Origin of the sequence: Paeniglutamicibacter sp. MACA_103 (assembly GCF_045798555.1) — a bacterium.
GTDB lineage: Bacteria > Actinomycetota > Actinomycetes > Actinomycetales > Micrococcaceae > Paeniglutamicibacter.
Map to the genome: position 1 here is coordinate 59,314 of NZ_JBIXLN010000018.1, position 20,861 is coordinate 80,174.

Sequence of the window (20,861 nt, forward strand, 5' to 3'; positions counted from 1 at the left end):
TGATGTTACGCCGCGGCCACGGCCGCTCGCACGCAAAAAACCTCAGTCCAGGAGCCGGGCGTCGGCCTCGGCAAGCACCGCATCGAAACCGCCGGCACGGAAGTGGCGGCGCTGGGCCACCGCCCCGTTGCCCTCACGCATGATCCGCTCCAGGCCGGCCCCCACGTAGTCGGAGTCCCCGGTTGCCGCCAGCTCCGTGCCGATGTAGCGGAGCAGCGCATCCAGGCTCCGGTCCATGCTGCACTTGGTGCCGGTGAAAAGGTCGTAGTGGTTTCCCCGGATCCCGAACTTGGCCGCCTGCCAGTGGGCCAGGTCCAGGGCTTCGGGCGCCGGGTTCGGGACGGGCCGGGGGCTGTGGATCCCGGCGGACACCAGGGCGCGCATGACCAGCGCCAGCAGGACGGTGTCGGAGGCGCTCACCTGGGCGTCGGCCACCCTGATCTCCAGGGTGGGGTAGCTGGTGGAGAGCCGGGCGCCCCAGCAGATGTGCCCGGAATCCAGGACGACGTCGGAGGCCAGCATGAACTCCATCCGCCGCAGGTAGTCCTGCGCATCGGCGAAATACGGCGGGATGCCCTGGATCGACCAGCGGCGGTACTGGACGCTGCGCCAGGACGCGAAGGAGCTGTCGACGCCCCGCCAGAACGGCGAGTTGGCGCCCAGCGCGGTCAGCAGCGGCAGCCACGGCCTCAGGGAGTTCATGGCCTCGATGCCGGAGTCCAGGTCCTCGATGCCCACATGGACGTGGGCGCCGCTGAGGTAGTGCTCGGCGGTGATGGCGCCGCAAAACTCGTTGATGGCGTAGTACCGGTCGTTGGCGTGGACCGCCCCCGCGCCCATCGCGATCTGCGGCGGGGCACCCAGCCCGACGAGGTAGAGCCCGGCCCCGCGGGCCACCGCGGAAAGTTCGCGACGGGTGCTGGTCACCGCCTCGAGCGCCTCCTCGCGGCGGGTGCAGACCGGGGTGCTGCTTTCGACCTGGCAGGCCATGAATTCCGGGTGAACCGAATTTCCGCCGCCCGCCACCGCCAGCAACTCGTTGTGGACGCGGCGCCCGGGCACCACCGGCAGCCTGGTTTCGGGGTGGACGAGGAAGAACTCCTCCTCGATGCCGAAGGTACGCACCTGGTGCCTGCCCCTACTCGGGCCCGCCGGTGAACCGGATTTGTGGCCAGGACGGGTTCGCTGCCTTCGGGGGCACGGATCCGCCGTCGACCGGCGCCGGCCCGGGCGCGGACTGCCCGGCCAGGGTCTGGCGGGCGCCCCGGGCGACCTTCGTGCCGGTGGCGGCTTCCGGCGGTGCCAGGCGGTATTGGACGTAGCGGGGGTTCTCGGAGGCCAGCCTGACGGCCTGGCGGTCATCGGGCACGTGCGTGGTGAGCATCCCGGAGAAGGATTCGCATTGCCCGCACCAGAACTCGACATCCCAGCAGGGCGGCTGTTCCCGTTGGACATCCAGCAGGAGGGTCACGTTTTCGTAGACCAGGAATTCACCGGAAGCACAACGTTCACAGGTCGGGGCCTCGTAGGACGGGGCCCTGCCCGTTTGCGTGATCCAAGCCCCCGCCGACGGTATGGCTTGTCCGGAATTCAACGGCAAAAATGACGCACGCTTGGAAGCAGGTTTCTTCATGGAATCGACTTTCGACGTACCGCACGGCATGTTGGCGCACGCATCGCGTGCCTAACCCATCATGTTCCGAAGGTCCGCAATAGCACAATGAACCGACCTCGCCGGCGGGTGTCGGTGGGGGAAATCGGCCGCGTGGTGTTGGGAAAATCGCGACATGGTGCATGCGGGTTCCGGTGCGTCCGGCACCGTGCCGAACAGGGGTCCGGCACGGGGGTCAGGAAACGATGCCGATGCGCACCTTCCCGGCCTCGACGTGCCAGCGCGCATCCAGGCGGACGTTGTCCAGCAGCCGGCGGTCGTGGGTCACCAGCAGCAGCGCACCCTCGTAGGATTCCAGCGCCTCCTCGAGCTGCTCGATGGCCGGCAGGTCGAGGTGGTTGGTGGGCTCGTCCAGCACCAGCAGGTTCACCCCGCGCGCCTGCAACAGGGCCAGGCCCGCGCGCGTCCTCTCGCCCGGGGACAAATCCCGCACCAGGGAGGCGCTTTGGTGGGCTTTGAGGCCGAACTTGGCCAGCAGGGTGCGCGCCTCGGCCGGGTTCATCTCGGGAACCGCCAGCTCGAAGCCGTCGCCCAGGGCGGTGTCCTCGTCGAGGTAGCTGCGCGCCTGGTCGATCTCGCCGATCGCCACCGAGGAACCCAGCGAGGCCGAGCCCGAATCCGGTGCCAGGTGCCCCAGCAGCAGCTGGAGCAGCGTGGACTTGCCCGCGCCGTTGGGCCCGGTGATGCCGATCCGGTCCCCGGCGTTGACCTGCGCGGAGACCGGGCCGAAGGCGAAGTCGCCGCGGGTGACGGAGACGTCGTTGAGCGTGGAGACCACGGTGGAGGAGCGAGGGGCGGCGGCGATCTCGAACTGCAGCACCCATTCCTTGCGCGGTTCGGCGACCTCGTCCAGGCGCTTGATGCGCGATTCCATCTGGCGGACCTTCTGCGCCTGCTTCTCCGAGGACTCGTTGGAGGCCTTGCGGCGCAGCTTGTCGTTGTCCGGGTTCTTCTTCATCGCGTTGCGCACGCCCTGGGAGGACCATTCGCGCTGGGTGCGGGCGCGGGAGACCAGGTCCGCCTTCTTGTCGGCGAACTCGTCGTAGGCCTCGCGGGCATGGCGGCGGTTGATGGCACGTTCCTCGAGGTAGGAGTCGTAGCCCCCGTCGTACACGGCCACCTGGTTCTGCGCCAGGTCCAGTTCGACGATGCGGGTCACGCAGCGGGCCAGGAATTCGCGGTCGTGGGAGACCAGCACCACCCCGGTGCGCAGCGAGGAGACGAAGGACTCGAGGCGTTCGAGCCCTGCCAGGTCAAGGTCGTTGGTGGGTTCGTCCAGCAGCACCAGGTCGAAGCGGCTCAGCAGCAGCGCTGCCAGGGCCACGCGCGCCACCTGGCCGCCGGAGAGGGCAGTCATCAGGGTGTCGGTGGGCAGGGTGAAGCCGAGCTCCGCCAGTGTTCCCGGCGCCCGGTCCTCGAGGTCCGCGGCACCGCTGGCCATCCAGTGCTCGAAGGCCGTCGCGTAGGCGTCGTCTGCCCCGGGCGCCCCGGATCCGAGGGCCTCGGCCGTAGATTCCATGGCGGCGGTTGCTGCGGCGCAGCCGGTGCGCCGGGCCAGGTAGGCCTCGATGGTCTCGCCGGCGATGCGTTCGTGCTCCTGCGGCAGCCAGCCGATGAACGCGCCGTCCGGTGCACTGGAGACGGTTCCGCCCAGGGGTGCGTCCACCCCGGCGAGCAAGCGCAGGAGCGTGGACTTGCCGGCCCCGTTGGCGCCCACCACCCCGATGACGTCCCCGGGGGAGACGGTGAAACTGAGGGAAGAGAAAAGCGTCCGGTTGGCGTGGCCGCCGGCAAGGTCCTTGGCCACGAGTGTTGCAGTCATTGGACCAGTTTAGTTTCCCGAAGCCCGTTGCCCGACATCGGCACCGGGCCGCCGCGTCTCAGCGCAGGTACTGCGAACTCATCCAGCCGGTGCTGCCCTGGTGGCTGGTCTGGACCCAGGTTCCGGATTTCTTTCCCGTTAGCCATACCGTGGAGCCCCAGGATACGGTCTTGATGATGCCGCCGCCGAGCGAGGGGCTGCGGCGGAGGTTGAGGTTTGCGGTGGTTTTCTTGGTGCCCTTGGCGGTTGTCGCCTTCGGGCTCGACGCCACGCCGTAGTAGTGCTCGAGGGTCTTGGCCTTGGCGCGGGAAACGGACTTGGCCGTGGCGGTCCCGACGTAGCGGAAGTGCCATGGTTCGTAGTTGTATCCGGTGACCGCTTCCATTCCCTTGGGATAGCGCAGGATGAAGCCGTACTTCGGTGCGTTCCTGGCCATCCACGATCCGACCTTGGTGGATGCGAAGCACGCCTGCAGGGCGCACGCGCGGCTGTGGTTTCCCACATCGATGGCCAGCCCGGTCTGGTGCTCGGAGGTTCCCGGCGCGGCGGCAATGCGTTTGGCGTAGGCGGAACCGTAGGCCCGGGTGTATTTCTCCAGCAGCCCCTTCTGCACGGCATAGGAGCGGTATCCGGAGGTCAGCTTGATGTTCACCCCGTCCTTGCGGGCCGCGGCAACCAGCTTCTTGTAAGCCTTCGCCGCCGGTGGCTGAAGCCGGATCCCGGTCCCGGGAACGGAGGCGAGCCTGGGCACATACTTCTTGGGAACCAGCGGATATCGCTTGTTTACCAGGACGTTGGCTTTGGCCGGGTCGCGTGGCGGATTCGGCTTCTTGGCCAGGGGCGCGGCAACCGCGGCCGGTGACACGGCAAGCTGCAGGTGGGCCTCACCGTGCGCGGCGGCAGGGGCCGGCGCCGCCAAGGCAGGCGGGGCGGACAGGGGAGCCAGGACCATGGCGAGCGCGAAGGCTGCGGCGCCGCAAGCGGCCGGTCGTTTGTGCCCAGGGGTCATGTCGTCGAACTCCATTGTTCTTCTCGGCGGTATCCCGAAGCGCGTGGATTGCGGTCCTCGGGGATGAAAGCGGGTTGCCCCTCCGGTTCACGGGGCGGCAGACGGATCCGGACGCCCGGTCATGGCATTTTCGATGGTTCGCCGGGCGTCCGGGCTAAGAGGCGTGTTCGGCCCGGTACACATGCACCAGGGCATTGGCGTGTCCGTGGCCGATCCCGTGTTCGGTCTTGAGCCAGTTGACCTGTTCGAGATGCTTTTGCCCGGCCACATTGGCCAGCAGTTCCATCCAATGGTCGATGGGTTGTCCGTACCTGGATTCAATCGACGGGAAGTAGGACTTGGGTCCCTTAACGGCTTCGCTCATGGCCTCAATCGAACACCGTGCAGCGTAAAGCCGCAAGAGAGCCGCCGTGCCTCACCCAAAATGCTCGCGAAAACGCCTTCCCTTCCCCACCGAGGCGGGCCGGGCCCCGGACCGTGACTTTGGACCCTACCCGTGCCAGGTTGCGACGGGCAGTATGGGATTACAGCCGAAGGGGCAGCGCGGCAGCACGTTGGGGCCCATTGAACCGTCGGTGCCCGCATGGGCAAACTTCGCGATTCCGGGGTATCCGTGGATCGGGGGATTGACGTAAGACAAAAGGAGATCTGACCATGAAGCGATGGACTGCATGGCAAAATTGGGTCGCCGTGGCCGCAGGCCTTTACACGGTTTTGGCAATGACCTGGACAACGGCCGTGGGAAACTCGGACGCATACATGCTCACGGGTGGTATCGCCTTGATCGTCATTGGCGTTATCAACCTTGCTGCCCCGGGGATGCCGGCGGCCGAATGGGTTCAGCTGGTCGTTGCGGCACTCGTTGTTGCCGCGCCGTGGATGGGCAGCTTCGCCTCGGGCATGCCGATGGTTGCATGGCATACCTGGATTCCGGGCGTTGTCGCACTTGCCGCATCGGCAATGGCCATCCAGCCGGCGATGCGCATCTACCACGAGCATCATCCAATTGGCTCGCACTAAGCGGGCAAATTCCAAAGGCCCGGTCCTTGACCGGGCCTTTCACCTGCGCCCGGGCGTTTTTGGGCAGTAGTTGGCCATAGGCTGGGCGAATGAGATTCCGCAGCGAGGAGCCGGCCGACCGGCAGGACATCCACCGGTTGACGATGCGCGCCTTCGCCGACCCGGATTCCGAGAAGGAGCCCGGGGAGGCAGCGTTGCTGGCCGAGCTGTATGAGTGCGAGGGATACCTGCCCGAGTATTCGGTGGTGGCGGAAATCGGCGGCCGAGTGGTGGGCCATGCGATCGCGACGCGCGGGTGGCTTGACGGGGACATCCCGTTGCTGGGTCTTGGACCGCTCTCGGTCGACCCCGCGCACCAGAGACGGGGTGTGGGCGTGGGACTGATGGCGGAAATCCGGGACCGGGCGGCCCGGGACGGGGAGCGCGCCATCGTCCTGCTGGGCCACATCGAGTACTACAACCGCCTTGGCTATGAGCCGGCGATCCCCAACGGCATCATTCCATCCGACCCGTCCTGGGGCGAGTACTTCATGGTGCTGAATTTGTCCGAGATGCCGTTGCCGAAGGGCAACTTCCGCTACGCCGAGCCGTTCGGGGTCTAGCGCGGAAACGTCGGCCCGGCCAATGAACGCAAAGGGCCTCGGCTTCCCAAGGGAAAAAGTATCCCGGGAAGCCGAAGCCCTTTGCCGTGTCCGTGGTGGACCCGGGGGTTACGGAGTTTCCACGTGCAGGCGCAATTTGGTCGCCAGTTCCTGCAATGTCGCAAATTCCTCGGTCGACAGTGCGGTCCCGATCAGGTCGTGGATGCCCTTGACGTGTTCGCGGCCCATCGACTTCTGCAACCGTGCGCCTTCATCCGTCAAGGTGATCAGGACGGCGCGTTGGTCGGTGGGATCCGGCTGGCGGGAGACCAGGCCCTTTGATTCCAGCCGGTCGGCCATGCGGCTAAGGCTCGGCTGGGAAATCAACAGGTGCTGGTTCAGGTCCGAGAGCCGGCTTGTTGCCGAGTCACACCTGGAGAGGTTGAACAGCACGTCGTATTCACGGGTGCTGAGCTCCTTGAACTCCGGGAGCTTCTGGATTTCGCGCATCACCGTGACCTGTGCCCGGAACAACGCCTCCCAGGCGGCGGCCGTGGAGCGCAGCGTGGCCGGGCTAGGCATTTGTGCTACCGGCGGCCAGCTTGGCGTCGCGCGCTGCGACGCGGTTGGCGTGGGTCGGCGCCTCGGGGTGGTCTGCCGGCTTGCGGCTTTCCAGTTCCTTGCGCAGGGTCGGCAGGACCTCTTCGCCGAAGAGGTCGAGCTGTTCCAGCACGGTCTTGACCGGCAGGCCCGCGTGGTCGACCAGGAAGAGCTGGCGGTGGTAGTTGCCGAAGGCCTCCTGGAAGGTGAGGGTCTTTTCAATCATTTCCTGCGGCGAGCCCACGGTGAGCGGGGTCTGGTCGGTGAAGTCCTCCATCGAGGGGCCGTGGCCGTAGACCGGGGCGTTGTTGAAGTACGGGCGGAATTCGTTCTTGGCGTCCTGCGAGTTCTTGCGGATGAAGAACTGCCCGCCCAGGCCCACCATGGCCTGGTCGGCGCGGCCGTGGCCGTAGTGCTCGTAGCGCTCGCGGTAGAGGTTGATCAGCTGGATGTAGTGTTCCTTGGGCCAGAAGATGTTGTTGGCGAAGAAACCGTCGCCGTAGTAGGCGGCGATCTCGGCGATCTGCGGGGTGCGGATCGAGCCGTGCCAGACGAAGGGGGCCACGTCGTCGAGCGGGCGCGGGGTGGAGGTGAAGTTCTGCAGCGGGGTGCGGAACTTGCCTTCCCAGTTCACCGTGTCCTCGTCCCAGAGGCGGCGCAGCAGGTTGTAGTTTTCGATGGTCAGGTTCACCGAGTCCTGCATGTTCTTGCCGAACCACGGGTAGACCGGGGCGGTGTTGCCGCGCCCGAGCACCAGGTCCACGCGGCCGTCGGCGAGGTGCTGCAGCATCGCGAAGTCCTCGGCGATCTTCACCGGGTCGTTGGTGGTGATCAACGTGGTGGCGGTGGAGAGGATGATCTTCTCGGTCTGCGCGGCGATGTAGGCCAGCGTGGTGGTGGGGGAGGAAGAGAAGAAGGGGCGGTTGTGGTGCTCGCCGATGGCGACGACGTCCATGCCGACCTCTTCGGTCTTCTTGGCGATGGCCACGATGTCCTTGATGCGCTGGGCCTCGGACGGGGTCTTGCCGGTGGTGGGGTCGCGGGTGATGTCGCTGACTGAGAAGATACCGAACTGCATGTTTGCCTCCTGTTGGGCTGGTGGACTTCGCTCTGGTTAACAGTATGCCAGATTTGTATGCGTTTGCATGGAATAGCGAGAATGATCACCAAATAATTCCCGGGGGGTCATGTGGGGTGTCTCACGTCAGGACGGTATGCGCCAAAGGCTCCGGCCGTGGACACCCCGCCAGCCGCCAGCCAAGTCCCGGCCAGGCAACAACCGCTGCGCTGGATCGCGGTGGCGGGCGTCGTCGGGTGCCTTGCCCTCGGTGAACTGACCTGCGGCATTCTGCTGGGCTACTACCCTCACGCTGATGACCGACTTAGTCCGCTACTCGGGCATCCACGATGCTGACGTGTTCTGGTTCGAGGCCGCCCGGCCTATGGTGTCTGTGCTTGCGGTCCCGCGGAAATGACATCGGCAGGCTGAGTCTCATGTTGGCCTCTTGGACGGAAGCCAAAACTGACCCGGGCAATACGATCCGAGAGGTTGATACGTGGTCCGAGAAACGTGGCCGCACGTACAAGGGCGTCCAGCACGCAGATCGCGACGCAGTTGATTTCCTTGTTTTGATCGCGATGACCAAGTCGGGACCGGAACTTGCCGGCCCCCGGCTCTTGAGTGCCGCGCCCGGCCTTCGAAGCTGAAGCGTCCTTGGGCGTCGGCCAATGAGGCACGAGCAGGTTCAGAAGAGCGGGGGTTGTTCGCCGAGCCAGTGGGTGTTGCGTCGCGGGACCTGTCCCGGGTCCTCGAACTCGGGCAGGACCACCCAGGGCACCCCGTTTTTCACCACGATCCCGATGTCTCCCTTGTCCACGGCGCGGTGCTCGGCGGTGCAGAACATGCCGAGGTTCGACACGCTCGTCGTCCCGCCTTCGGACCACGGTTTGATGTGGTGGAATTCGCAGTGTTCGGGCGGGACAGTGCAGCCGGGCCCGAGGCAGCCGCGGTCGCGAGCGCGGATCACCTGTTTCATGGACTCGGGCGGGTAGCGGCGTTCTCGGCCGTAGTCGAGGATCTCTCCATCGCCGCCGAGGACAATCGGGATGAAACTGAATTCCGCGAGTCTCTTGCGCAACTCGCTGAGGGGTATTTCCAGTCCGTGGGCCGTCCAGCCCGCGCCGCGGGCCATCCCGGTTAGCGTTTCGAGATTGATATAGACAAAGAGTTTCGACGTCGGCAGCCCGGTGGCACCCTTGGCTGGAGTGCGCGGGGCGCGCATCAGGTTCAGCAGGGTTTGCAGGTGCCTTTGGGCGGGAGTGGGTTCCCCTCCCACTGCGCCGGTTTCCGTTCCGGCGGTTCCGCTGTCCGGCAGGGCATCGAAGGTTTCCGCGTCGGGCGGGCGGTCGAACCAGTCGGGACCGTCTGCCGGCGGCGGGAACAAGGAATCCTGGGTGCTTCCGGGGTCCGTTTGCGGGATGGAACCGGGGTTCGGGCCGGGAGTGGTTGGGCGGGATGCCGGCGAAACCGGGGAGTCGCTGCCGTCGGCCTCGGTGTGGCTTGCGTGTGCGTCTGCGTTTGCATCGGCGTCTTCGTCGGTGTCGATGCCTGCTTCGTCGGACGTGGAGGCTTCCTTGGCGGGCGCACTGCCGGCATTGGTTGCGGCGGCGGCCAGCGCCGGGCGATTGCCCGCGAGGGTGCGTGCATTGTCGGACGCGGCGAAGTGCGAGAGGAAGACCTCTGCGTCCAGGTTCAGCATGCACGCGGTGAAATACGTGAAGTGGCGGGTGCGCTTGGTGATGTGGCAGCCGGTCTTGTCGCGGATTTCCGCGGGCGTGGGGGCGGCGTCGGTATCGTCGAGCTCGTCGCTGATCAGGTGGAAGAGCTGGGTGGTGTTTTTCGCGTCGCCCGCCGCCACGGACTCGGCCACGCGCGCTTCCGCCCGCTCGGTGAATTCCTCGGCGTCCGGCCGGGCCTCGATTCCGGGGCGCAGCTTCTCCAGCTTGCGTGCGGCGGCGGCCGTGGGGGCGAGCCGGGCCTTTCCGGCGGCCAATTGCCCGGCGAGCTGCGGGTAGCGGGGGCCGCGCGGCAGCCCGAAGTCGTCGACGCCCGGCAGCAGGTCGTCGGCGGCCCGTAAACGCCTGACGGCCTCGAAGTAGTCGATGCCCAGCATGCCGCCGAGGCAGTCGGCGGGGGTCTTGAACTGCAGCCGCCCGGTGGGTACCGTGCGGGGGTCTTGCGGCAGGGACGTCTCTCCGGACACGAAGGATGCGGGGTCGTCGGCCACGGTGCGCAGCGTGGTGAGGGTCTCGGCAGGCAGCTCATGGACCAGGGCGGCCCGGGCCAGCACGGCGACCTTGAGCTGGGCGATTTCCAGCGCTTGTTTGGCGCGCTCGACGGTCAGGGCCGCGAGCATGGCGCGGGTGGGGGAGTTCGTGCGGGCCGAGAGACGGGCGATGAGGACGTCGGCCTGGTGAAAGGTCTCGATGAGTGCGCGCAGTTCATCGTCCGGGGTGGCTTGGTGCCCCGGATCGTCGCTGTGGCCAGCGAGGGTGGCGATGAATGCGTCGGTCTGCATGCCTCAAGTGTGCACGCGCTCGGGTTCCGGCGGGGCCGGTTGGGCGGGAGTGTGGATAACCGAGAGGGCGCCAGGGAGCCAGGGCCGCGGAACAGCCCCGTCATCCTCGCGTGCGCGAGCGCGCGCGCACTCACACGCACACGCGCGCGCGTGTGAGTGAACGAACCGGGCCTGCGGCGGGCGTCGCCGGAGCGGGCCTACACGGAGCTGACGGCACAGTGCCGGGACCATGTGCCGCCGGGGCACAGGGAATGGGTAACGGGGAAGGGGGAACGGGGAATGGCCATGACCGGGAGGCCGAAGGCTAGATGGCCGGGCACCGGAGTCGTCGAGCACCCAGGGCGCGGACACCGTGGTCCCGGGTATGGGCGGGCGCGGAAATGCGTGGCAGTTACCGGCAGGGGGCGGGGCGCACGCGGGCATGCTGCCGGCAGGGGGCCATCTAGCGCCCGGGCGCCAGGGCCCGTCCCGGCCGTTTTCGTGCAGGGACGCTACCCGTGGCGCATGTGCTTCCACCAGGTCAGCGGGTCGGCGACCTTGAAGCGGCGCCCCGTCATCGAGGTGGGGACGACGCGCACGAACTGGTCCTTGGGGCCAGACTCCCAGGGGAAGAGCATGAGGTTGAAGGAGTCGAGGGTCTCCTCGATGCCGCCGAAGAGCTCGGCCTTGCCCTGGACCATGACCGACCAGGCGACTCCCGTCTCCTGGTTCACGCCGTCGGCCTGGAAGGCAACGTGCGGCTGGGCGCGCAGGGTGTCCAGCTTGGTCCCCGGTCCGGTGCGGAACACCACGGTGCCGTGGTCGACGGTGAAATTGATCGGGAAGATCTGTGGCATGTCGCCGCGGCTCACCGCCAGGTGGCCTAGCGATACGGCCCGCAGGAGTTCCAGGCACTGGTTGGATTCAAGGGTCTCAACGTCCGTGTGTGTCTGTTGCTTTTCCATACTTTGAGCGTACGTGCGGTCGGTCGAAGTGGCCAGAGGTTGGCCGGTGAAAGCTGGCCGGGGTGGCAAGAAGCCGGGGAAAGCGAGGCTTCGCCGACTTCGGCCCCGATGAGCCCGCCCCGGCCGGGGCTTCTCAGGAGCGGTTCTTGAGCTCGCTCTCCACTTCCTTGCGCTCCTTGCGGGTCAGCGGGATCATGCCGGTGGCCGGGTTGATCAGCGTGCCGGGGGAGTGGGTGCCCGTGGCGCCTGCCGGCGGGGGAACCGCGCCGGAGGCCCGGGTGGAGGCCGCCGGCGTCCGCCCGGCCGCGGCCATGGCATCGATCAGCTCCCGCGTCGGCTCGGTGCCCTTGACGACCCTCACGGTCCCGGTGTGGGAGAGCGGGCGGGAGTCCCGGGCGGCACGCCGCGCCGCATTGCCCTCCTTGGCGCCCTCCACCAGGTGGTAGAGCACCGGCACCAGGATGAGCGTCAGTGCGGTGGAGGAGAGCAGCCCGCCGATGACCACCACGGCCAGCGGCCGGGAGATGAACCCGCCGCCCCCGGTCAGGCCCAGGGCCATCGGGACCAGCGCGAAGATCGTGGCCAGCGCGGTCATCAGGATCGGGCGCAGGCGCTGCCTGGCCCCGTGGTGGATCGCGTCGGCCAGGTCCATCGCCGGGCGGTTACCGCGCGGCTTGCGGTACTGGTTGATCAAGTCGATGAGCACGATGGCGTTGGTGACCACGATGCCCACCAGCATCAGCATGCCGATCAGCGAGGGCAGGCCCAGCGGGACATTGGTGAGCAGCAGCAGCCCGACGGCGCCGGTGGCCGCGAACGGGATGGAGACCAGCAGGATCAGCGGCTGGATCAGCGACTTGAAGGTCGCGACCATGACCACGTAGACGATGGCGATCGCGGCCAGCAGCGCCAGGTAGAGCTGGGCGAAGGACTCGGCCTGCTCGGTGGCGGCCCCGCCCAGTTCGGCCGTGGTGCCCGCGGGCAGCGTGAGCGCCTCCAGGCGCTTGGCGACCTCCGCGGAGACCGCGCCCAGGTCGTTCTCGGACGGGGTGATGGAGACCGTGGCGATGCGGTCCCCGTTGGAGGAGGTGATGGTTGCCGGGGACTCGGTCCGTTGGACCGTTGCCACGTCGCCCAGCTTGACGGTGCCGCCGGCGGCGGGCAGCTCCAGGTTCCGCAGCTGGTCCAGCTCGGTGAGGGAGGTGCCCTCCCCGATGCGCACCGGGTAGTCGGTGTAGCCCAGACGCACGGTGCCGGCGGGGACCGGGGAGAGGGTGCCGGCGGCCAGCGCACCGATCTGCGCCTCGGTGAGGCCGGCGGCCGCGGCCTTGGTCCGGTCGATGTCGATGGAGACCTGCGGGCGCGCCGCGGAGAGGTTGTCGCCCACCTCCGTCGCCCCCTCGATGCCGGCCATGGCCGCCACCGTGGCGTCGGTAGCCTCCGTGAGCAGCTCGGGGGTGGGCGCGCCGATGCGCACGGTCACGTCGGAGGAGCCGCCCCGGCCGCCCTCGGCGGCGGAAACGGAGATGGTCGAGTCCTTGGCCAGGGGCTGGACCGCGGTGCGGGCCGCGGCCTGGATGGCCTCCTGGTCGGCGTCGGCATCGGTCATCACGGTGAAGGACGCCGTGTCGGTGCCCCCGCCCGCGAACGTGGAGAAGCCGCCGGAGGGGGAGCCGGCGGTCAGCTGGACGTCCACGACGCCGTCCAGGGCGCGCAGCGCCTCCTCCACCGGCTCGGCCGCCTTCAGGGTGGTGTCCAGCGAGGAACCGGCGGGCAGCTTCTGCGTGAGCGAGAAGGTGTTCTGCCCGGTGCCGCCGAGCAGGTTGGTGGGCACCAGCGGGACCATGATGACGGTGAGCCCCAGCAGCGCCACCGCGGACACCAGGGTGATCACCGGGTGCTTCTGGGTCTTGCGCAGCACGGGGGAGTAGCCGCGCTGCAGCCAGGACGAGGCTTCCTTCTTTTCGGCCGTCGCGCGCGCCGCGGCAAGATCCGCCGCCCCGGGCCGGCTGTGCCCCAGGAACCAGTAGGCCAGCACGGGGACGATGGTCAGGGAGACCAGCAGCGAGGCCAGCAGGGCGATGGTCACGGTGAGCGCGAAGGGGCGGAAGAGTTCCCCAGCCATGCCGCCGACCAGGGCCACGGGCAGGAACACCGCCACGGTGGTCAGCGTCGCGGCGGTGACCGCGGCGGCGACCTCGCGCACCGCGGTCAGGATGGCCCGGGACTTTTCCTCGCCGTAGGACAGGTGCCGCTTGATGTTCTCGATGACCACGATGGAGTCGTCCACCACGCGGCCGATCGAGATGGTCAGCGCGCCCAGGGTCAGCATGTTCAACGAGTAGCCGCCGGTGCGCAGCCCGATGAAGGTCACCAGCAGGGACAGCGGGATGGAGATCGCGGTGACCAGGGTGGAGCGCACCGAGAGCAGGAAGACGAGGATGACCGCCACCGCGAAGCCGAGGCCCAGCAGGCCCTCGACCGTGAGGTCGTGGATGGATTGCTCGATGAAGGGGGCCTGGTCGAAGACCGTGGTGAACTTTGCGTCGGGGCCCAGTTGCGCGGCGAGTTCGGGCAGCAGCGCGGCGACGGCGTGGGAGATGCCCACGGTGTCCCCGGCCGGCTTCTTGGTCACCGAGACGGCCAGGGTTTCTACCCCGTTGGTGCGCGTGACGGAGGTGGCGGTGTCCTCCTGCATCTTCACCTCGGCCAGCTCGGAGAGCTTGTGCACGCCGGTTGCCCCGCGCACGGGCAGGTTCCCCACGGCGTCGAGCGAGTCGACCGAGGCGCCGGAGGTGACCGGCAGGTCCAGGCCCTCGGTGTCCAGCCGGCCCACGGGCATCAGCCCGGAGCCTTCTTCGATGACGGTCTTCAGGTCGTTGGCGTCCAGGCGTTCGGTGCGCAGCTTGGCCGCGTCGGGAAGCACGGCAATGTGCTGGGAGGTGCCGCCGGAGACCTCCGCGGTGCGCACGCCTTCGACCTTGGAGAGCCGTGGCAGCACCAGGCGCTCGACGTCGGAGCGCAGGTCGTTGAGGTTGTCGCCCCCGGAAACCGCCAGGTAGACGATGGGGAAGTCGGAGATGGAACCGGCGAAGGCCGAGGGCTCGACGTCCTCGGGCAGCGTGGAGCGGGCGTTGGAGATGGCCTTGTCGACCTGGGCGCGGGCCCGGTCCAGGTCCGTGCCGTAGGCGAAGGACAGCGAGATCGTGGTGAAGCCGGTCTGCGAGGTCGAGGAGGAGGATTCCAGACCCTCGACGGCCTGCAGCGCGCCCTCAAGCGGCTGGGCCACCTGCTTGTCGATGACCTCCGGGGAGGCCCCGGGCTGGGACGCCACCACGGAGATCCGCGGGAACTCGAGCGCAGGGATGAGCTCCTGCTTGAGCTGCCCCATGGTGATCACGCCGAACACCGCCACGAAGACGGTGATCAGTGCGATGAGGGCGCGGTTGCCCAGGGATAGTGCGGCCAGCCGGTGCATCTGTCATCCTCGAAGGTTTGTCTCGTTCGGTATTGCTCCTTCGAACAACTCTAGTTGTCCCAAAGCTGGAGCGGATCCATCCTGAGGCGTACGTCCGGCCCCGGGCAAGCGGTCGCGTCGTCGCCGGCCGGCCGAGCTGCTGGTGGGAGTGTCGCTCCCTGGGCATCGCGAGGCGTTTGGCGGAACTTCGCCCGGTGCGCTGGGGCATGCCGGGTCCGGGAGCGGGGAAGGCAACGTCTTCACATGGGCCGGACGTCGGCCAGGGCTGGAACTGCGGCCGGCAGCGGCGAACGGGCCGTAAACCTGCGAGGGATGCAGGGTCCCCCAATCAATGTACCCTGCACCCCTCGAAGGAGAATTTGGCGCGCTCATCCGTGGAAGGATGCTCTCTGGCGCTGCGCGTGCTGTCCGGCGCTCATACGTCCCAGGGCATGGGGTGTCGCGAAACGGATTTCGGGATCGGGTTCCAGCCAAGGGGAAACTGCCTGGTGCAAGACCGCGCACGGATTGGCGTTGCACCGGATTCTACGGAAATCATTGTCACGCGATATTCGCGCCCTGGTACGGGTGGCCTCTCACCCGGGCCAAGTGTGATGAGGCACCAATGGGCTGCGGAATTGCTGCGTGAACCATGAATCGTCCTTCTCGGGTGCCGTATTTACGTGAGATTATCGAACGTCGGCCCCAGGGAACAGAAGGATGGGCGAATTTTCGGTTGTTTTTTTGCGGCCCGGCTCCGTGTGTTGGGAAATCCTCTATCGTGGTTGGCCCGTCCGCGTGGGTTTATCGGGCGATGGGTGTTGCGACGGGATCCGGGGCGGCACCATGCGCCGTGGCACCGCGCACCGGGCCGGGCCGCGCATTATGCAGCGGGCCTACCGAATCGGTGGACTGGCCATGGTGTCCGTGCAACGATTGACGAACGGTCAAACGGGTCCGGCACTTCGCCGGGCTGTCAGTGGAATCCGCGAAGGAACGACTTTCTACTCCCACAACCAGAGGAGAAAATATGTTCAGGCCAGACGGCCAGGGAATGCACCAATTCCTGGAATCCGGGAACCAGACCCTTCCCCCGGAGCACGAACCAGCGCCCGAGACACCCCCCGGTCCGCCGCCGGTTCCGGGCCCCGATTACCCGCCGGGACCACCGACGCAGCCCGATCCGGACCCGGGCACCTATCCGTCGCCGCCTCCGGGTCCTGGCCCGGAACCAGAGCCGTTCCCCGGGCCGTCGCCGAACCCGGTGCCTGGTCCGGACCCGATGCCGCACCCGGACCCGACCACCAGGCCTCCAGCCTTTCAATCCGCGGTGTACTGATCGTTCCGCAGTCCGACAATGATGGGTGGGAAGTGGGCCGGGGCGCCGTTGGTGATGGGTTCCGGCCCGCCGGCCACCGGGCGTCCGGATGCGGGTTCGACCAGTGGCCGCATGATCAATGCCAACGGCAGCGAGTCGCGATTCCTGGAATCCGAAGTGCTCGAACCCCGACCGGTTTGATCTTTACATGCGTCCGGGAGGGCGGCGATGCTGGGAACATCATCCCGACGGCAGCAGGGGACCCGAGCCACGACGCATTGAGAAGAGACCAAGGGGAAGGGGGAAGCGATTCTCGTGGAACAGATCCGATTACGCGTCAGGGACGCCATTCGCTCGAACACCGAGGGCCTGAACCAATCAGGCATCGCGCGACAAGCAGACATGACACAAGATGCCTTGAGTCGATCCCTGAGCGGGCAACGCAATTTCAGTGCAGGCGAGCTGGCAGTCTTGGCCAAGATCCTGAGGGTATCCCTGCAATGGTTGATCACTGGGGACCCCGGGGCCGACTCATATGATTCCGACCGGCCGCCGTATGTTCGGGGCCGACTGGACAGGGTGGCCGAGACGGTTGCCTTCCCGGCGGGCGCGTATCGGGAGGTTGGCCTGTCGACGCAGTCCATTCCCGTGGTGTCGCCGGATTTGACGCCGGCGGAAGCCGCCGCCGAAGTGGCCTCCCGGCTTGCCGCCGGCTCCGCGCGTCCCTTCGTCCATGACTTGCCCGCCGCCATCGAAGACGCCTACGGCATCGGGGTGTTTGTGGCGGCCGAGGGACCCGCATTCGATGCCCGGGCCATGGTCGCCGGCGAGGTGACCTACGTCGTGGTGCGCAGCACGGGCGCTTGGTATCAGGCCAATCTGGTGCTGGCCCGTGAACTCGGGGAGTTGGTGGGCGGCCGGCAACCGGAAATCGGGCGGCGGGGACGGCAGCGGGACCGGTGGTCGTGGGATTTTGCCTACGCGCTGTTGCTGCCCGCCGCGACCGTCCGCTCGATCGACTGGAACAGGCAGACCCCCAGGGACCTGGCCGAGTTCTTGTGGGAGTCAGGCGTCTCGGCGAAGGCCCTGACCCAGCGATTGGATGCCCTGGGCATACAGCGCGGGCCGGCCCTGGTGCATGCGGACGAGGGGACGCTGCAATTGCTCGTGTGGCACAACCCGGATTGCCTCAGCCATCTCCGCGCCCGTGCCTACCGCTCGCCGCGAATTCCCTTCGACCTGTTCAGCGCACACCTCAAGGGGATGCGCGAGGGACACGTGGACGGCACCTCCCTTGCCTGGATGCTGGATACGCCGGTGTCCGAACTCTAGTACGGGCCGGCCCGGATTGCGCGGCGGTGCAAAAGGTTGGAAACCCATGAAGGGCGCAGTAGCGTGGCAAACATGGACCCGGAAACCGGACCCCATGCTGGCCACGACCGGAGCGGAACCGCGAGCCGGAAGGTGAACGGCCTTCTTGCCGACCGCCCGGTCGGGCATGGGTCGTGGGCGGCACCGCGGGGCAATGGCACGGGTCGGTTCAAAGAGATGGGAGCACAACAATGCCGAAGGACAAGACTCCGCAGATCAAGGACGACGAGCTTTACGATAAGTTGCGCGAAGAAGGAAACTCCAAGCAGAAATCGGCTCGCATCGCCAACGCGGCTGCTCGCGACGGCCGCTCGGCGGTCGGGAAACGTGGCGGGAAGGCGGGCGACTACGACGAGTGGACGGTTCCTGAGCTCAGGGCACGCGCCAAGGAAATCGGGTTGCGCGGCTACTCAAAGCGAAACAAGCAGGAACTGATCGATTCGCTGCGCAACTCATAGCCATTCGAATTACGACGTGGAGGTCGCAAATGAAAAACTCCCATGAAGGCAAAGAACGCGAAGACCATGACTCCGTACCCCCAACGCTGGACAGCTTCGATCCGTTGCGTGACGCCGAGAGACTGCTGGAAGACGACGACCCGTCAAACGCCGGATCCGAGGCCAGGGGAGCGGTACCCGGAGCGGACCCGGAACGCGCCGTCGGCGAGGAAGACGAGGCCGGGCCCGCGGACACCAACGAAGACGAGGCCCGATTCGACGCCGGGTGACGTTGCCCCGGGAAGGGCAGGTGTCCCGCCGTGTTCCAAGGTGGCGCTGGAGCCGATCGCCCATGCGGTCGGCTCCAGCGTCGTGTCGCCTCCTTGGCCGCGGGTAAAAACCGCCATGCCACGGAGCCTCACTTGTCGGTGTTGTCCTTGGTGATGTGCTTGGCGGCGTCCTTGAGGTGCTCCCCGGCCTGTTTTGCCTTGGCTTCGGCCTCTTCCTTGGCACCCTTGAAATGCAGGCTTTCGTTGTCCGTTGCGTCGCCGGCATTTTTCCGCATCTTGCCGACTGCTTCCTGCGCCTTGTTCCTGATCTTCTCTCCGAGACCCATCGGGGTTCCTCCTTGGGTTGATTCCGAATGCTTGCCTGGCGGGCACGCGCGTACGGGTGGCCGACGCTGGCGCTTGCGCGACGGCGTTCGATTCGGGATTGTCGTGAAACCGTATGCCGTGCCTACGGATTCATTTTCGTTCCAGCTTGCCTCCCTTCGCCTGCGCCGTGCCTGGAACGTGCGAGCCGACGGGCCGGGGCTCCCGTCAGATCCGTTCGCTGTCGCGATCCACCCGCCGGTGGTAATGCATCCCGGCCTGTCCTCCCAGGATTGCTCCGAGCAACGGGACAACAACGGCAATGGCCAGCGCGATCCAGCCCAGCCCGGTCATTTCTCCGCGCAGCGGAAGTTGCGGGACACCGTTCAGTTGACCCAGGGCGTCGAATCCGATTCCGGCAAAGACCGCAAGCGCGGCGACGACAATCGCGGCGACGATTGCCCACAGCCAGACGGCCACCCCTTGGCGGATTCCGTTGAAGCGAGCCATCCTGCCGGCAACGTAGCCGCCGCTGAAGTAGGCCAGCAACAGGACCAGCACCAAGACGCCGGCCGAGATCCAGGCGACCGCATCCGGATTGTCGGCAACACTGTCGGCGGCTGCGCCCAGATCGGTGGAAGTAGCCAGGCCGACCCCTGCACCGAAGGCAGTGAGCAGTGCCGTCAGCAGCACACTTATCCCCATGGCCGTCACCCAGCCGAAGAAGGCACTGCCGATTTTGACGCCACCGAACTGGCCGGTTTCCCGGACCAACCGCTCGTGGGCGCGGTAGTTGGAAGTACTTGACCCTGAACCCATGGTTTCCATCAAACGACCTCTTTCGCAATGTGGAGTGGGCAACGAAGGCATTGTGTCGCGGAGCGGAACCGCATGCGCCGATCCGACGCTCAGGGAGCCAGGTGCTCCCCGTGCCGGGGCCGTCCTGATTCCTGGTCGTCCCCTGTCACATCCCGCCGTCCCTCGGCCGGCAGTGCAGCCTCGTCCCGTGGCTCGGCATCGGCATCGGTGCCGGCGCGCGGGGCGGCTTCATCTGTTTCCGGGGAGGCAGCGGTTTCGGTGTGCCGCTCGGTGACGATGTATTTCCTGATTCTGGGACGAGACGGTTCGCCGCCGACGGTTCTGAGATGTTCCTCCGCGCCAAGCGGTGTGCCTTGGACCAGGCCGACCGGCTCCGCATGGTCCTGATCCTCGGATGGCTCGGGTTCCTGTGTTCCCTGTTCCACGGACGGCTCGGGTTCCGCAGTGCCCTGCTCCGCGCCCAGCCCGGCTTGCGAGTAGTAGTCGTAGAGCCTGTCCTCGTCTTCCGGGCCCAGATGGCCCCGGGGATCGATGTGCGGGGCATCCTTCACGAATTGCTTGGTGAACCCGACGTGAAGCTGTGAGTTGGAAATTTCGGCATCGTCGAGCGGCACGAAGTTTACGGAGCCACCGAAGTGGCCGGTTTTCACCGTGGCAAAGTTCGGCAGCCCAGTTCCGTCGTCAAGATAGACCTGGCCGAGGGTGCCGATCTTTTCCCCTTCGGAACCATACACGCCGGCCTTGGTCTTCTTCAGGGCATTGAGATCTTCGTTGTACAACATGGTGTTGTCCTTTCCGGGCGTGTGCCGGAGGAGATTCCCGGTGTGCTGCGCAGAACCTGTAACGGTCCTTTTGCGTGGCGGGGACAGCTGTGCCGGCCAAGTCCGGTGTCGCATTGGTCCAAAGGCGGAGGCCCCCACCGCCGCCTTGGCCGACCGTCCCCGTTACCGGCATCCGCTGCCTCCCGCCACTTCCGAGTTCACGGGCGGAGCAGACGGGAGTGGGTGCGTCCCGCAGATTCGCCCATGTCACCAGCAAATCACCGCCGCGACGGCAATTCAAGAAACAGCCATGCCGAGAGGAATCGACAGGTGAAATCAGGACCGAAGGCATAGCGAAAATCCCAAGACCTCGTTCGGGCACGGACTCACGGGAGGTGCCGTTTCGATCGCGCCCTATTCGCCGGTGTCCGGATCCATCGCCGAATAGTAGCCATCGAGCAGTGCCTTCTCGGCGTCCCCGAGCTTGATGCCGGGGTCGACGCTCGGTGAGTGCCGGATGACGTCCTTGCTGAACCGCACCTGCAGGTGGCCGTCGGTGAACACGGCGCCCCTGAGCGAGACCAGGAGTTCCTCCGACCCGAACAGGCCGAGGCGGACGGTGACGAAGTCGGGGTCCCCGGAACCGACATCCATGTAGATGTTGCCCAGTGTCCCGACCTTTTCGCGCAGCGGGCCGTACACGGTGCTCTTGGCGTTCATCAGCGCGTTCAGGTATCCATGGCCAAGCACGGTGGTTTCCTCACAGGACGTTTCCCCCGGGCGCGGCCACCGGAACCGTCCGGGTGCGGTTCCTCCCACGTGGCTGGTCATTGACGACAAGGCGGGTTGCCGTCAATGGGCCGGGCATCCAAGACAAGC

At 66.8% G+C, this 20,861-nt stretch carries 19 protein-coding genes; 5 read left to right on the forward strand and 14 right to left on the reverse strand.

The genetic code is table 11. From position 1 onward, the window contains the following. Positions 1–42: 42 nt before the first annotated feature. The 5 genes from ACIPVK_RS10495 to ACIPVK_RS10515 form a co-directional block, all read right to left on the reverse strand. Positions 43–1,125, reverse strand: coding sequence for a YbdK family carboxylate-amine ligase (locus ACIPVK_RS10495; RefSeq protein WP_407611919.1), 1,083 nt, complete (start codon positions 1,123–1,125; stop codon positions 43–45). A gap of 13 nt (positions 1,126–1,138) precedes the next feature. Then, positions 1,139–1,471: a hypothetical protein gene (locus ACIPVK_RS10500; protein WP_407611920.1), complete on the reverse strand. Its 333-nt coding sequence runs from the start codon at positions 1,469–1,471 to the stop codon at positions 1,139–1,141. Between the two features lie 376 nt (positions 1,472–1,847). Further along, positions 1,848–3,494 carry a ribosomal protection-like ABC-F family protein gene (gene abc-f, locus ACIPVK_RS10505; protein ID WP_407611921.1) on the reverse strand — a complete coding sequence of 549 codons (1,647 nt, stop codon included), beginning with the start codon at positions 3,492–3,494 and terminating at the stop codon, positions 1,848–1,850. 58 nt (positions 3,495–3,552) lie between these two features. Next, entirely contained in the window at positions 3,553–4,518 is a 966-nt protein-coding gene (locus ACIPVK_RS10510; protein WP_407611922.1) for a D-alanyl-D-alanine carboxypeptidase family protein, read from the reverse strand. A 139-nt stretch (positions 4,519–4,657) separates the two neighbouring features. Further along, a complete protein-coding gene (locus tag ACIPVK_RS10515; protein WP_407611923.1) occupies positions 4,658–4,867 on the reverse strand; it encodes a DUF4287 domain-containing protein in 210 nt (69 codons plus the stop codon). Positions 4,868–5,223: 356 nt separating this feature from the next. Between ACIPVK_RS10515 and ACIPVK_RS10520 the strand changes: the two genes are divergently transcribed. Beyond that, positions 5,224–5,523 carry a hypothetical protein gene (locus ACIPVK_RS10520; protein WP_407611924.1) on the forward strand — a complete coding sequence of 100 codons (300 nt, stop codon included), beginning with the start codon at positions 5,224–5,226 and terminating at the stop codon, positions 5,521–5,523. An 89-nt stretch (positions 5,524–5,612) separates the two neighbouring features. Beyond that, positions 5,613–6,125, forward strand: coding sequence for a GNAT family N-acetyltransferase (locus ACIPVK_RS10525; protein ID WP_407611925.1), 513 nt, complete (start codon positions 5,613–5,615; stop codon positions 6,123–6,125). A gap of 108 nt (positions 6,126–6,233) precedes the next feature. Here the strand turns inward: ACIPVK_RS10525 and ACIPVK_RS10530 are convergent, their stop codons facing one another. The 5 genes from ACIPVK_RS10530 to ACIPVK_RS10550 all read right to left on the reverse strand — a co-directional run bounded on the left by ACIPVK_RS10530 (position 6,234) and on the right by ACIPVK_RS10550 (position 14,704). Continuing rightward, entirely contained in the window at positions 6,234–6,686 is a 453-nt protein-coding gene (locus ACIPVK_RS10530; protein WP_407611926.1) for a MarR family winged helix-turn-helix transcriptional regulator, read from the reverse strand. Next, positions 6,679–7,782 carry an LLM class flavin-dependent oxidoreductase gene (locus ACIPVK_RS10535; protein ID WP_407611927.1) on the reverse strand — a complete coding sequence of 368 codons (1,104 nt, stop codon included), beginning with the start codon at positions 7,780–7,782 and terminating at the stop codon, positions 6,679–6,681. Before ACIPVK_RS10535 ends, ACIPVK_RS10530 begins: the two co-directional genes overlap by 8 nt. A 667-nt stretch (positions 7,783–8,449) precedes the next feature. Beyond that, the gene (locus tag ACIPVK_RS10540; protein ID WP_407611928.1) at positions 8,450–10,282 is read right to left on the reverse strand and encodes an HNH endonuclease; all 1,833 of its coding nucleotides are present in this window, start codon (positions 10,280–10,282) and stop codon (positions 8,450–8,452) included. 491 nt (positions 10,283–10,773) lie between these two features. Then, positions 10,774–11,226 (reverse strand): pyridoxamine 5'-phosphate oxidase family protein, encoded by a 453-nt coding sequence (locus tag ACIPVK_RS10545; protein ID WP_407611929.1) that lies wholly within the window; start codon positions 11,224–11,226, stop codon positions 10,774–10,776. Between the two features lie 133 nt (positions 11,227–11,359). Beyond that, entirely contained in the window at positions 11,360–14,704 is a 3,345-nt protein-coding gene (locus ACIPVK_RS10550; RefSeq protein ID WP_407611930.1) for an efflux RND transporter permease subunit, read from the reverse strand. A 1,699-nt stretch (positions 14,705–16,403) separates the two neighbouring features. On the opposite strand from ACIPVK_RS10550, the gene ACIPVK_RS10555 reads away from it, so the two are divergent. The 3 genes from ACIPVK_RS10555 (at position 16,404) to ACIPVK_RS10565 (ending at position 18,099) form a co-directional block, all read left to right on the forward strand. Continuing rightward, positions 16,404–17,333 (forward strand): ImmA/IrrE family metallo-endopeptidase, encoded by a 930-nt coding sequence (locus ACIPVK_RS10555; RefSeq protein ID WP_407611931.1) that lies wholly within the window; start codon positions 16,404–16,406, stop codon positions 17,331–17,333. A gap of 230 nt (positions 17,334–17,563) precedes the next feature. Next, positions 17,564–17,830, forward strand: coding sequence for a Rho termination factor N-terminal domain-containing protein (locus ACIPVK_RS10560; protein ID WP_407611932.1), 267 nt, complete (start codon positions 17,564–17,566; stop codon positions 17,828–17,830). 29 nt (positions 17,831–17,859) lie between these two features. Further along, on the forward strand, positions 17,860–18,099 hold the full coding sequence (locus tag ACIPVK_RS10565) for a hypothetical protein (RefSeq protein WP_407611933.1): 240 nt from the start codon (positions 17,860–17,862) through the stop codon (positions 18,097–18,099). A gap of 128 nt (positions 18,100–18,227) precedes the next feature. Here ACIPVK_RS10565 and ACIPVK_RS10570 read toward each other — a convergent pair whose 3' ends face one another. The 4 genes from ACIPVK_RS10570 to ACIPVK_RS10585 all read right to left on the reverse strand — a co-directional run bounded on the left by ACIPVK_RS10570 (position 18,228) and on the right by ACIPVK_RS10585 (position 20,732). Next, positions 18,228–18,425: a CsbD family protein gene (locus ACIPVK_RS10570; RefSeq protein WP_407611934.1), complete on the reverse strand. Its 198-nt coding sequence runs from the start codon at positions 18,423–18,425 to the stop codon at positions 18,228–18,230. Between the two features lie 205 nt (positions 18,426–18,630). Continuing rightward, a complete protein-coding gene (locus tag ACIPVK_RS10575; RefSeq protein WP_407611935.1) occupies positions 18,631–19,221 on the reverse strand; it encodes a hypothetical protein in 591 nt (196 codons plus the stop codon). A gap of 89 nt (positions 19,222–19,310) precedes the next feature. Next, on the reverse strand, positions 19,311–20,003 hold the full coding sequence (locus ACIPVK_RS10580) for a PRC-barrel domain-containing protein (protein WP_407611936.1): 693 nt from the start codon (positions 20,001–20,003) through the stop codon (positions 19,311–19,313). Positions 20,004–20,396: 393 nt separating this feature from the next. Further along, positions 20,397–20,732, reverse strand: a complete 336-nt coding sequence (locus tag ACIPVK_RS10585) for a PRC-barrel domain-containing protein (protein WP_407611937.1) — start codon at positions 20,730–20,732, stop codon at positions 20,397–20,399. Positions 20,733–20,861 lie beyond the last annotated feature (129 nt).

Coding starts and splice junctions, on each gene's coding strand:
- abc-f (WP_407611921.1), bottom strand. CDS start 3,494: ATGACTGCAACACTCGTGGCCAAGGACCTTGCCGGCGGCCACGCCAAC.
- ACIPVK_RS10510 (WP_407611922.1), bottom strand. CDS start 4,518: ATGGAGTTCGACGACATGACCCCTGGGCACAAACGACCGGCCGCTTGC.
- ACIPVK_RS10515 (WP_407611923.1), bottom strand. CDS start 4,867: ATGAGCGAAGCCGTTAAGGGACCCAAGTCCTACTTCCCGTCGATTGAA.
- ACIPVK_RS10520 (WP_407611924.1), top strand. CDS start 5,224: ATGACCTGGACAACGGCCGTGGGAAACTCGGACGCATACATGCTCACG.
- ACIPVK_RS10525 (WP_407611925.1), top strand. CDS start 5,613: ATGAGATTCCGCAGCGAGGAGCCGGCCGACCGGCAGGACATCCACCGG.
- ACIPVK_RS10530 (WP_407611926.1), bottom strand. CDS start 6,686: ATGCCTAGCCCGGCCACGCTGCGCTCCACGGCCGCCGCCTGGGAGGCG.
- ACIPVK_RS10535 (WP_407611927.1), bottom strand. CDS start 7,782: ATGCAGTTCGGTATCTTCTCAGTCAGCGACATCACCCGCGACCCCACC.
- ACIPVK_RS10540 (WP_407611928.1), bottom strand. CDS start 10,282: ATGCAGACCGACGCATTCATCGCCACCCTCGCTGGCCACAGCGACGAT.
- ACIPVK_RS10545 (WP_407611929.1), bottom strand. CDS start 11,226: ATGGAAAAGCAACAGACACACACGGACGTTGAGACCCTTGAATCCAAC.
- ACIPVK_RS10550 (WP_407611930.1), bottom strand. CDS start 14,704: ATGCACCGGCTGGCCGCACTATCCCTGGGCAACCGCGCCCTCATCGCA.
- ACIPVK_RS10555 (WP_407611931.1), top strand. CDS start 16,404: ATGACACAAGATGCCTTGAGTCGATCCCTGAGCGGGCAACGCAATTTC.
- ACIPVK_RS10560 (WP_407611932.1), top strand. CDS start 17,564: ATGCCGAAGGACAAGACTCCGCAGATCAAGGACGACGAGCTTTACGAT.
- ACIPVK_RS10565 (WP_407611933.1), top strand. CDS start 17,860: ATGAAAAACTCCCATGAAGGCAAAGAACGCGAAGACCATGACTCCGTA.
- ACIPVK_RS10570 (WP_407611934.1), bottom strand. CDS start 18,425: ATGGGTCTCGGAGAGAAGATCAGGAACAAGGCGCAGGAAGCAGTCGGC.
- ACIPVK_RS10575 (WP_407611935.1), bottom strand. CDS start 19,221: ATGGGTTCAGGGTCAAGTACTTCCAACTACCGCGCCCACGAGCGGTTG.
- ACIPVK_RS10580 (WP_407611936.1), bottom strand. CDS start 20,003: ATGTTGTACAACGAAGATCTCAATGCCCTGAAGAAGACCAAGGCCGGC.